General features: G+C 50.0%; 6 protein-coding genes. All 6 read right to left on the reverse strand.

The genetic code is table 11. The features are described 5' to 3' along the window. Nucleotides 1-106: 106 nt before the first annotated feature. The 6 genes from ACG2E4_RS04960 to ACG2E4_RS04985 all read right to left on the reverse strand — a co-directional run bounded on the left by ACG2E4_RS04960 (nucleotide 107) and on the right by ACG2E4_RS04985 (nucleotide 12071). A complete protein-coding gene (locus ACG2E4_RS04960) occupies nucleotides 107-1027 on the reverse strand; it encodes a sugar phosphate isomerase/epimerase family protein (RefSeq protein ID WP_395275876.1) in 921 nt (306 codons plus the stop codon). Nucleotides 1028-1135: 108 nt separating this feature from the next. Then, nucleotides 1136-2623 (reverse strand): DUF1501 domain-containing protein, encoded by a 1488-nt coding sequence (locus tag ACG2E4_RS04965; RefSeq protein ID WP_395275877.1) that lies wholly within the window; start codon nucleotides 2621-2623, stop codon nucleotides 1136-1138. Between the two features lie 12 nt (nucleotides 2624-2635). Then, nucleotides 2636-5383, reverse strand: coding sequence for a DUF1553 domain-containing protein (locus tag ACG2E4_RS04970; RefSeq protein WP_395275878.1), 2748 nt, complete (start codon nucleotides 5381-5383; stop codon nucleotides 2636-2638). A gap of 145 nt (nucleotides 5384-5528) precedes the next feature. After that, complete coding sequence (locus ACG2E4_RS04975) at nucleotides 5529-6461, reverse strand: DUF5107 domain-containing protein (protein WP_395258499.1); 933 nt, start codon at nucleotides 6459-6461, stop codon at nucleotides 5529-5531. Nucleotides 6462-6481: 20 nt separating this feature from the next. Then, entirely contained in the window at nucleotides 6482-9958 is a 3477-nt protein-coding gene (locus tag ACG2E4_RS04980; protein ID WP_395275879.1) for an FG-GAP-like repeat-containing protein, read from the reverse strand. Between the two features lie 544 nt (nucleotides 9959-10502). Further along, nucleotides 10503-12071, reverse strand: coding sequence for a RagB/SusD family nutrient uptake outer membrane protein (locus tag ACG2E4_RS04985; protein ID WP_395258505.1), 1569 nt, complete (start codon nucleotides 12069-12071; stop codon nucleotides 10503-10505). Nucleotides 12072-12075: the final 4 nt, after the last annotated feature.

A 12075-nucleotide genomic window follows, 5' to 3' on the forward strand; every position in this document is an offset into this window, starting at 1 on the left:
GATTCTCGTTACAATTCCCTAGCCCGACAGACTCCTAGCTCACAAATTTTCAGCATTAACAACATACTACAATAACAAACCTCAGAATTTTTGTGAGAAATACGAGCTAACTATACCGCTCCTTCCACAGATTCAACATATGCGTGTTGATCTCCCACTGGTTTCCGAGTGGTTGCCCGGTATAGGGAACAGCTGGCATGTAGGTCGGAGGACCGAACTCGGGGGTCATCGTTAGTCCCCTGCCCTCCTCAATCTTTTGCTTTACGACGGCATCCCACCAACCAAAGTGAGCTTCCAGGGCCTGCTCCCATTCCGGGGCACGCGGATCTGAAACTTGTGGTCCCTCCGGGTGGCCGACCCTTGAATGGACATGATCGGTGCACTCCAACGCCAGTTCCACAGCCTTAGGCTGGTTGGCCAACAACGACTCATGTACGTTGCACCAGTGTGAAATGTCCAGCGTCAGGCGCAGGCCGGGAATCTGCTCAATAAATTGCTGCGTGATGTGGGCCGCAAAAAGCATGCGCGAACGATGCGTTTCATGCGATATCCCGATTCCGCTCGACTCCTGCAGTTGCACAGTGTAATCGACAATCTTCCGGTTTTGTTCAAAGCTAAAAAAGTCGCGCCCCGAGTGACAGTTGATGAGCAACGGTTCCATCTCGGCAGCACGATCAATATTTTGCTTGAACTCGGTAAAATGTTCTTTAAAATCGTTGCTTCCGGAACCGACGAGCAGGCCGATCTTCAGATCATAATTACTGGTTACCTGAACCAACTCACGTTGCTCTTTTCTGCTGCCGGGCAGCCACACCTCAATCCCATCGTATCCGGCTTGTTGAACCGCCTGGCAAAACTCCTCCAGTGTACCCGGGTAGCCCCACCGCGTGGCCAAATAGGTAATATTAAAATCATCGGGAATGGCGAATCCGGGCCTGTTCTCTGTCTTTTTGCTGGTCCCGCCGACCAGCATCCCGCCACTGCCCAGCACTAAATTTGAGATAAACGTTCTTCGGTCTAATGGCATACTATATTATTGGTAGCTGATGTTCAAAAAACTATGAATTCATTTTTGAGAAGAACCGGAATAAGCGAAAATCCTCATTTGCCGTCTATCCTTTCACTTCTCACTTTATTACGCCAGAATATCTTTCACCACATGCCCGTGCACGTCCGTAAGGCGGAAGTCCCGGCCCTGGTGGAAATAGGTCAGCTCCTCGTGATTCAGTCCCATCTGGTGAAGAATGGTGGCCTGCAGGTCATGGATATGCACACGATCCTTAATTCCTGCATAGCCGATTTCGTCGGTCTCGCCATAGGTTACTCCCCCTTTGACGCCGCCACCCGCCATCCAAACGCTGAACGCCTCGGTGTGATGATCGCGGCCCATAAACGGCATCTCCTGCCCGTCCCGGTTCTCCTGCATCGGGGTGCGCCCGAATTCGCCGCCCCAAACTACCAGCGTCTCTTCCAGGAGCCCACGCTGCTTCAAATCCTTAATTAGTGCCGTCATCGGCTGATCCACCTGCCGGCACTTGTCCCGGAAACCGGCATCGATACCGGTCTCCTCGTTTGTCCCGTGGGAGTCCCATCCCCAATCGAACAGTTGTACAAATCGTACGTCCTTTTCCACCAGGCGCCGCGCCAGCAGGCAGTTGTTGGCAAAAGAGGTTTTGCCCGGCTCGGTACCGTACATCTCGTGGATATAATCCGGTTCATCGGAGATATCCATCACGTCAGGTACCGACGTCTGCATGCGAAACGCCATCTCATACTGCGAGATACGGGTCAGTATCTCCGGGTCTCCAACCTGCTCATGTTCCCTGCGGTTGATCTCATTGATCGCCTTGATCGCCTTTTTTCGAAGATTGCGGTCGATACCATCCGGGTTGGAGACGTAGAGCACCGGATCTCCCTTGGAGCGGCACTGCACGCCCTGGTAGACGGAAGGCAGAAAACCGCTGCCCCAGGCACTTTTGCCGGCACTCGGGGTTTTTCCGCCGGAAACCAGTACCATAAATCCAGGCAAATTGTCATTTTCGCTGCCCAGCCCGTAGGTGACCCAAGACCCCATGCTGGGACGTCCCAGGCGGGGACCGCCGGTCAACATGAGCAGCTGGGCCGGAGCGTGGTTAAACTCATCGGTGTGCATCGATTTGATAATTGCAACATCATCCACAATGGTGGAAAAATGAGGCAGTAGATCGGAAACCATGGTCCCCGACTCCCCGCGCTTTTTAAAATTGGCCTGCGGTCCCATCATCTTCGGGACCCCCTCGATAAACGCAAACTCTTTTCCTTCCAGCAGTGACTGGGGACAATCTTTGCCGTGCAGCTTCTGGAGCTCGGGCTTGTAATCGAATAGCTCCAGCTGCGAAGGTGCGCCGGCCATATGGAGGTAAATAATCCGCTTGGCTTTGGGGGCAAAATGGGGAGGTTTCGGGTCCAGTGGATGCCCACTGCCCATAGTTTGAGCATTCTTGGCATCTGAAGATGAGAACGGGTTGCACCCGGTCATGGCTGCAAAGGCCAATCCTCCCAGTCCCAGTGAGCACTTTTTAAGAAAATGACGTCGGGTTTGAGACTCCAGCTTCCGGTGGCGTAGTTCCTCGAAAATGTCCATGCTACTGTCCGTTTATGATTTAGTAATAAATTCATCCAGGTTCATGATGGCGCTTGACACAATTGTCAAGGTTGCCAGTTCCAGGTCTTTTTTCCCGGTTAGCTCCTCCGCAGCCTGGGGATTCTGCTCAAAATGGGCTTTGGTATCGCGATACAGATTTTTCAGTTCTTTCAGCTTGCCCGTTCCGATATCCTGAAGCATCGCCAGGTGGTAACCGGTCTTTAACTGCTGCTCGGTATTCGCAGGAGCTTTTTCAAGTATCCGTTCCGCCAGTCCCCGGGCAGCTTCCACATATACCGGGTCGTTCAACGTGACCAGTGCCTGCAGTGGCGTATTCGTATTGACCCGCTGTGCTACACAGACCTCCCGGCTGGGGGCATCAAAAGCGATCATGGAAGGATACGGATTGGTTCGCCGCCAGTAGGTATATAAGGCGCGCCGGTACCTATCTTCTCCTTCGCTTGTTTTCCATTCCAGCCCGCTGTAGACCACCTGCCAGAGTCCATCCGGCTGCGGCGGCATGACGCTTTGACCATACATTTTGTCGCTCAACAAGCCAGCCACTGCCAACGCCTGGTCACGAACCTGTTCGGCGGTCAGGCGCACACGCGGGCCGCGGGCCAACAAGCGGTTGTTGGGATCAAGCTCCTGCAGCTCAGGAGTGACATTCGAGGCCTGGCGGTACGCAGATGACATTACAATCTGTTTCAACTGCTTTTTCACGCTCCACTCGTGCTGGTTCATAAACTGCAGCGCCAGCCAGTCAAGCAGCTCAGGGTGCGAGGGCAGGTACCCCTGCGATCCAAAGTCAGACATAGTTTCCACGATTCCGGTTCCAAATAATTCGGCCCACAGGCGGTTCACCGTCACGCGCGCCGTGAGGGGATTCTCCTTGCTCACCAGCCATCGAGCCAGTCCCAGGCGATTTTCGGGATATTCCTCCGGCATCGGGTTCAATACCTCGGGCACGCCCGGCTTCACGGTGTCTCCGTGCACCATCCAGTTACCCCGTTCAAATATCCGGGTAGTGCGCTTGTAGTTGCCTTTCAGCTCTACCATAACCGGCGTTTCGATGACCTCATCGGTATTTAGCAATGTATAAAATTTCTCGCGTGTCTTTTCGTATCCGGGTTTACCTTTGCCCGGCAGCGACCGGTGAAAGAGGACCCACTCAATTGTATTCACATATCCTTCATTGCCGGGATCCTTGAACACAAAATAGAGATCGGTCACCCCCTCTTGGGGTGTTATGGGGATGGAGGTGATATCAAAACTACGCGGCCCGTCATCCTCCTCGATATCCCAGCGGCCGATCATCTCACCTGCAGGATTCTCTTTTCGTATCTCCACCACGCCACTGGTTCTGTTGGTCCGGTAACTGATAAACATGCGGTCTTTCCCGGTCAGGTCTACATCTTTGATGCGAGCATGACCACCGTGCTCCACGGCCAGGTAACTGTTGGTGGAAGTAATTGTCCCTTTCTTGATCTGGTCAAATGAGTGGGCGTGGATCTTCGGTTCCGTAAGTCGAACCAACTTGGTAAAATCCTGTGTTCTTGATGATTCCTGTGGATCGGCAGTCTGCTGTCGAATCCATTGAGTAATCTCATCCAGGCGCTGCTGGTCCTCTTCCTTTTTAAATGTTTTAAGATTCGGGGCTTCGCTGGGCACATCCTCATCCGCAGTGTTGTTGAAATATGCGTATGACTTAAAAAAATCCTCATGCCGAATCGGGTCATAGGGATGCGCATGGCACTGCACGCATTCCATCGTGGTCCCCTGCCATACATTCCAGGTGGTATTCACCCGGTCGATCACGGCTGCCACCCGAAACTCTTCGTCGTTGGTACCCCCTTCGTCATTATTCATGGTATTGCGATGAAATGCGGTTGCTATCAGCTGCTGATCTGTGGGATTGGGCAGCAGATCGCCGGCCAGCTGCTCGATGGTAAACTCGTCAAACGGCTTGTCCTCGTTAAAGGCTTTGATCAGCCAGTCGCGGTACTGCCAGATACTGCGGTGCCCATCCTTTTCATAGCCCTTGGAGTCGGCGTAGCGGGCCAGGTCCATCCACATGGCCGCCCACCGCTCTCCATATCGCGGGGAGTCCAGCAGGCGGTCCACCACCTTCTCGTATGCGCCCGGACTGTTATCATTTAAAAAGTTTTTAAGCTCCTGTTGGGTAGGCGGAAGCCCGGTCAAATCCAGCGTCACCCGGCGCAACAGAGTTTCTTTAGCCGCTCGTGGAGATGGTTCCAGCTCACGCTCCTCCAGTTTTCGGAGTATAAAACGATCAATATCATTTTCGACCCAATCGGAGTCTACTTCAGGCGGCGTTACCGGCTGCGGTTTCTGATAAGACCAGTGTTCGCCCCAGTCGGCGCCCTGCTCGATCCACCGGGTCAACAATTCAACTTTTTCTTCCGGCAGGGGGTCCCCTTCAGGCGGCATCCGCTCATCCGGGTCGGGATGTGTAATGCGGCGGATCATCTCGCTTTCTTCGGGACTTCCGGGGACAATGGCAGCTTTGCCAGACTCATTCGGGCTGAAAGCCTCCTCCTGGAACAGCAGGCTGAATCCACCCGATTTCTTCACCCCGCCGTGGCAGGCGATGCAGTTTTTATTCAAAATCGGCTTAATATCCCGGTTATAGTCTGCCGGCTCCTCGTGCGGGTATAGGACATACACCCCACAAAAAAGAAGTACAATTCCGGATAACAGGTATATCCCGTATTTCTTGTCTGAAAAGATCCCTACCATGTTGTAATCACCTTAATTATCTATAAATCCCAACTATCCCTTAATTTTATAAATAATAAACATATCATAAATAGATTATCCTACCATTGAGATGGACTTTTCTTCTACAATATGTAATCTCGCATCATATTGTCCCTGAATAATGTTAAATTTTTGCCCTTCCGCGGACCAGGGTACACTCTATTTCCCACTGATGAATCACGTTATTTTTTATTTTTGCCGCTTCCCCGGTTTTTATCGCTTCGGATAAAGAATCCGTTTGGGCCGTTGTTGGTTCCAGCGAAACCGTACAGCTTCGTTCTTCCCCATCCTCAGGCCAGCCCCCGTAGCAGAGCCATATCCCGAGATATGGTAATTTTCTTTTATCAAAGCTAAAAACCAGGGTTTCATCCGCTTTACTCTTGTAAAGCCCGGCCTGGCCGATATTTGACTCGGTAGAAAACAGCTTCACAGCAACATTAGCTTCAATACTTTGAACCCTGGATAGATCAATGGCATCTGCATTTCCAACTTTAGGCGGCCAGTCGATAACATCCTCTATTGAATCAACCCCTTTCCCAGTATACCAGTAAACCACCACTTTTTCACTCTTGCCCAGTAAAACCCGGTCATTTGATTCTACGAAAAGCAGTGGATGGGCCGACCACAAATATTCGAGAGTACCATCAGATTTATTCTCAAGATAATAGGTAATATTCAAACTGGAACCGTTTAATGCTATCTCTTTTGTCAGTGAATAGTTAAGCTTCTTGCCCTCAATCGATAATGTAATCGATTCTTCATCTTTTTGATGGTATTCCCAGGAACGACTCCAAAGCTCGCCGTGATCGGGCAGCTCTACCGATCCATTTTCAGTTTGCACTTGGCAGGCTTCGATGGTGGGGAAACACTCGTCAAAACCATAGGCAAATCGCAGATCAAAGGGGTCCCCATAATCAGGTTGTACAGGACGCTCTGAAGGTGGGTCCAACAAAAATTCAGTGCCGGTCTTTTTACTAAACAGGCTCACCATCTTGCCTCCCATTTCCGGGTTCAGGATAATCTTGATATGCTCATTCTCAAGCTTCTGCAAATTCAAATATATTCTTTTTTCTTTTCCTACTGGTCTAACGTTTGCTGTTCTCCCTCGTAATTGTAGAGTGTCACACTTTTCACGTTTTCAGGAAGATTGATCTTCCTGGTTGATTGAGACATGTACCCCGAACCGTAGTAAAGTTCTCTCTTTTCGGTACTGCCATCTTGATAGGTGATCATCAAATGTGAGGCAGACGCGGGTGGCTTTAGGACAGTACCCGGTGTGGGATTGACTGCTTCAAAGACTTTAAGAGAATCACTATTCTGGGAAGCAATGTATATCAGTTGTCCGTTTTCTGATTGCAGGGTAATCAATCCTTTCCCATCTCCGTCAACAAAGAAACCACTTTTCCGGTGAGAGATCGGTTTAAAATCTCCATTTCCATCTCCTGCCAGCAGGGTTCCAACCGAGGCATCCAGTCGACCGGTGATGACCTCCGGGGCATATGAATTGCCGATGGCAAGAACATCCAGGAACTGGTCTCCATTCATATCCCGGACTTCCAACCCGAATAACGGCGCCCACTGGACTTTGGCAGGCAGCGGCTTGATGTCAAACTTTCCATTCCCCAGGTTTTCAATGTAGCTGCTCTCGAAGCGGGTAGCCTTTCGCACGAATGCGCCCTCCAGCCCTTCATCTGGGAAAAATTCCTTGAAAGGGGTCTGGGCATATTCCTTATAGGTTGGGAACCTGGAACGCAAAGAGGGAATTTGCTCGAGAAGTTGATCCCGTTTATAAATGGGGTATTCCGTTCCGTTCAGGTAGTATGTAATGATCGGATCCAGGCGCCGGTTTCTGTCAAAATCTTTGGCATAAACGGTTACCGGTTGAGAAACCGATGCGTCCAACCTGGTATTTAGCCCAAGGTTACCTGCCACATAATCGATATCTCCGTCACGGTCAAAATCGCCCCCGGCAATGCTGTTCCACCATCCGGAGGTATGCTCAAGTCCGGTTTGGTCGGTAACGTCTTCAAATTTCCCTTCCCGGTTCTTGAGAAATGTTATTTCCATAAATTCTCCCACAAGCACCAGGTCTCTCCACCCATCATTGTCAAAGTCGGTCCAAAGGGCCGAAGTGACCATTCCCAATCCCTCCAACGCCCTGGCAACCTTTCCTGTTACGTCCGTAAAATGCCCACCGTCATTTCTCAATATGTGGCTCCTGGGAGGGAGTGGATACCCTGTTGGCTGCGTTTTTCCAAGCGGCTGCAACCGACCACCGACAAAAAGATCCAGGTCTCCATCCCTGTCATAATCAGCTGCAGTGACAGTTGAACCGCTGGTCCGTATTTCGGGCAAAGCATCCCTGGCAAGAGTGAAGTTTCCTTGCCCGTCATTCAGGTAGAGACGATCCTGGTAATATTTTGAACCTTTAAAAAATTCGTTGCTTCCGCTTGTCACGTAAAGATCCCGGTCTCCATCGCCATCGGCATCAAAAAAGAGCGGGGCCATCTCTTCGCTTGTGCTGGAAGCCTCATCATCAGATATTAATTTCCGGCTAAAGGAGCCATCTGCTTTTTGTATGAAAACTGAACCACTTTGGTCATACGAACCGGTGACATAGAAATCATCCAGTCCATCGCCGTTCAGATCAGCAGTGGCAAGTCCCGGTCCCATCTGGGAGTGTTTGTGAGGAAGCAGCGGTTGCCGTACAAAATCGTTATAAAACATTTCGTTGTGTTTATAATCCAGGTTCAGCGCTTCCGTTACATCTGTTAAGAGCGGGGGTGTTGATTTTTCAGAAGGAACAGGCCCTGACTTTGCATCGTTATAATCCACAGCAATCTGCTGGTTCACTACAATTTTTTCCAGCCTTTCAGAATGCCCGTCCGGCCAGATCACACGCAGGGAATCTACGCTCTCGCAATTACCCAGTCCGAAATGGATAGGATATTCGACCGATGACTGGTACCCTCGGCTGACGTTATGTTTTACCGTTTGAACTGCATCGCCACAGTAGAGCTTAATCTCTGTTCCTAGTCCATACCTGTTTTTATCCGGTCCTTCTAGTTTCACACTTAAGTAATTATTTCCTTCCCCGTTATTCCGGTAGATACCCGCCTTTTCATTTATGTGGTTCACCACCATATCCAGGGTCCCGTCGTTATTCAGATCGGCGTAGGCTGCACCGTTCGAGTAGGTGGGATTCCCGGATTTCCAAGTCCCACTTTTTTCTTCGAAAGTCAAATCCCCGTTGTTTCTGTAAAGAGCGTCTGTTCGCTTGTAGTCATAAATATTTTGCAGGGCTTTGCTTATCTCCTCACGAGCCCGTTCCCTTCCGTACCTCCGCTCCAGGTTGATGCGCTGTCGAATCAGATCCTCATCGACGACGCCCCGCAGGTATCCATTTGTTATCCACAGATCACGATATCCGTCATTATCAAAATCGGCAGCCAGAGGAGCCCAGCTCCAGCCGGTCGCTTGAACTCCTGCATATTGGCCGATCTCACTAAAGGAAAGGGTACCTTCATGGGTCGTTCCGTTATTAAACTGCAGCATATTGCGCAGGTATTGAGGATGATACCCCGCTTCCAGCGACCGTTCAAAATAGGCGTAGCTCATCGGGTCCGACATTCGCCTGCGTTTCTCATAACCGGGAGAAAGCATGTCCACCACCAGGATGTCGATCCAGCCATCGTTATTCAGGTCCGATAAATCACTCCCCATGCTCGACAGGCTGTGATGCTTTAGGGCATCGGAACCGACCTCTCGGAATGTGCCATCCTTGTTGTTGATGTACAGGTAATCATTGGCCAGGAAATCGTTGGCCACATAAATATCTTCCCAGCCATCATTATCCAGGTCGCTGATACCCAGCCCAAGCCCCATCCCCGGGTAGACAATGCCCGCCTCGCTGGTAACATCACGGAATGTGCCATCACCATTATTTTGATACAGCCTGTCGTTCCCGGTACCCGATCCGTCGGTGACGAGTTCTTTAATTCGGTTGGGCTGCAGCTCTTCGTTGGAATGATTGAGCAGGTACAGGTCCAGGTCTCCATCCTTGTCATAATCAAAGAAAGCCGATTGCGTGGAATAGCCCGTGTCGGCGATACCAAATTCTTCGGCCCTCTCCGTGAATGTCAGATCACCGTTGTTGATGTACAGCCGGTTTTTCCGTTGTTCGGGCGGTGCCTTTCCCGACCTGCACACATATAAATCCAGGTAGCCGTCATGGTTTATATCGACAAAATTTACCCCCGTAGACCAGCCCTCATCCAGCAATCCGGCAGATTCCGTTATCTCCTCGAATTTAAAATTTCCCTTATTCAGGTAAAGCCGGTTTGAAACCATATTGCCAGAGAAAAATATGTCTGGCAGGGAGTCATTGTTGATGTCCCCAATGGCCACTCCCCCGCCGTTATACAGGTAGAACAATTCAAACATGTTGAGCGAACTGTTTTCCTCAATATCGTTGGAAAAATGGATGCCGGTCTGTTCGGGTGAGAGTCGCTGAAAAAGCTGGGTGGATGTGTCAGACTTCTGGCATCCTATCAATAATAGGTTGCTCAGTAGAAATAGAATGGGAAGGAAATTTTTCCGCATTTAAAGAAACCGATCTTATAACACTTTTCTCATCCAAATAACCCTATTAACGCGAACTCTGGATAAGCAGAAGTTAATATAGAATCCATATACCGTCTTTTCGAAATTTTTGTTGAGCAAGTGAGCGAAACCGGATCTTAAAGGAACCATTTCTTTTTGAGATCTACGTTTTCCAGCGGATCGGGTTAACTGGTTTTAGCGCAGGTGTAGCAACCGCAACAAAATTTCACCAGCCGGCGATTGTTGCGGTTCATTTTTCATCGTTGAAAAAATGAACCCTCCTGAATTCTCAAATTCAACAAACGAACTTCCTTTTCAGCAATTCCTTAAACCGGGCTAACATTAATTACCGATTACCTTTTTAAACAGCAACGTAAAGGACAGGCAGGAGCAGAAGAATATGCTCAGGGATTATGAAAATAGATGGAAACACCATTCGAAGAGGAGATTCCACTATTTACCAGGTTGCATCTCCTGCCCTGCCTGAAAGTTGGTTCTATTGCCAGAATGGGTGCTGCTCTACATTGGGATTGCTTTGCACCTCATCAAGTGGCAGGGGTAGCACATGGTCTTGCTGACCATGCGTTCTGTTGACGTCATACGTATTGATAAACTCGTTAACATACTCACCGAGATAATCTTTTTTATTCCCGCCGTGCGAGCTCATTCGTTTCAGGAAAGGATAGGTCTTCTGCTCGAATGCGAATTCCAGAACGAACTCGTCCACGATGGCGTCCCTGAGCTCATCTTGGCTGAGCCCGGAAAGCTCTGGCAGTCCGGCACGCTCCCGCACCATATTTATCCCAAAATAGGGATCTCCATTCCCACTTTCATTGGCTGCTTCCGAATGGCCCAGCAGCACATCGGCGTACCTCAGGTAAGGCACATTCTTTTCAGTATTGTTTTCACTGCTGATTCCAATTTCAACCCATTTGGCAACAAAACCGCTGCCGAATATCAGGTCATCCGGGTTGTTGGGATCGGCATCATTGCTGACAACCCCGCCAAAGCGACTTAAATTAAAATCGGCGTCTTCACTCCAGCGTACCGTGGCTCCATCAACCCGCGTTGAAGGATATGACTCGATAAAGGTTCCCGGAATTCGTTCATCGCTGTCGTCATATTTCATGCGGAAAGCCTTCGTACCATCCAGCCAGTGCCAGCCCACACCGCCCATGTCGGTAGGCAGATCCGGCGGAACAAAGTGTGCGTGATGATTGGTAAACTCATCGCTGTCCACCGAGGCCGAAACCTGGGCCTCAAATATCCTTTCGCCCGTGTTTTCGTGCTCGGTATCGAAATTCCAGGCAAAATCATCGAAAAGATAGTGGGGACTGTTGCTCATAATGTCTTCGGCTGTCAGCCTGGCCTGGTCCCACTGCTCGTCCATTAAATAAGCTTTCATCAACAACGTTTTAGCCGCCCATCGTGTGGCCCGGCCAACGTCACTCCCGGTATACTCACTGGGCAGCACGTTTGCAGCAGACTGCAGATCCTCGAACATCATATCGAGCACCTTGCGTTTTCCATCTTCATTCGAGGCAAATTCCAGTTCTGTCGTGCGCTCGGTTGTAAAGGGCACATCGTCGAAATAGCGAATCAGGTTGAAGTAGTAGAACGAACGCAAAAACCTGGCTTCCGCAAGTATGCGATCCCTCAACTCCGGATTGCTGGGACTTTCCATGTTTTGAGCCGCTTCAATCACACCATTGGCCCGGTTTATCGCTTCATAGGAGAGGTCCCAGTATGCCTCGATATAAATATCAGTGGGACTCACGTTTCCGGTCTGAAAATCAAGTGGCCCTTTCTCCCACCCAACCTGGTACCCTACCAGCTCCTCAAACACGTAGCGATTGTAAAAAAAGTTGAACCACCGGCCGCCCTCCGCGAGGTTGTCATACACACCATTCACTCCTTTTACCAGGTCATCGGAATCCTGGTAAAACGTGTCGGGATTTATAAAGTCGGGATTTTCAATAAGATCCTCTTCACAGCCAACGAGAGACGCTGCCAACAGAACAGTAAACACTAAACTCAATCGAAGTGTATTCACTAAAGAATTCATAATT

It is taken from the genome of Halalkalibaculum sp. DA384, assembly GCF_043951955.1.
GTDB lineage: Bacteria > Bacteroidota > Rhodothermia > Balneolales > Balneolaceae > JAMQKA01.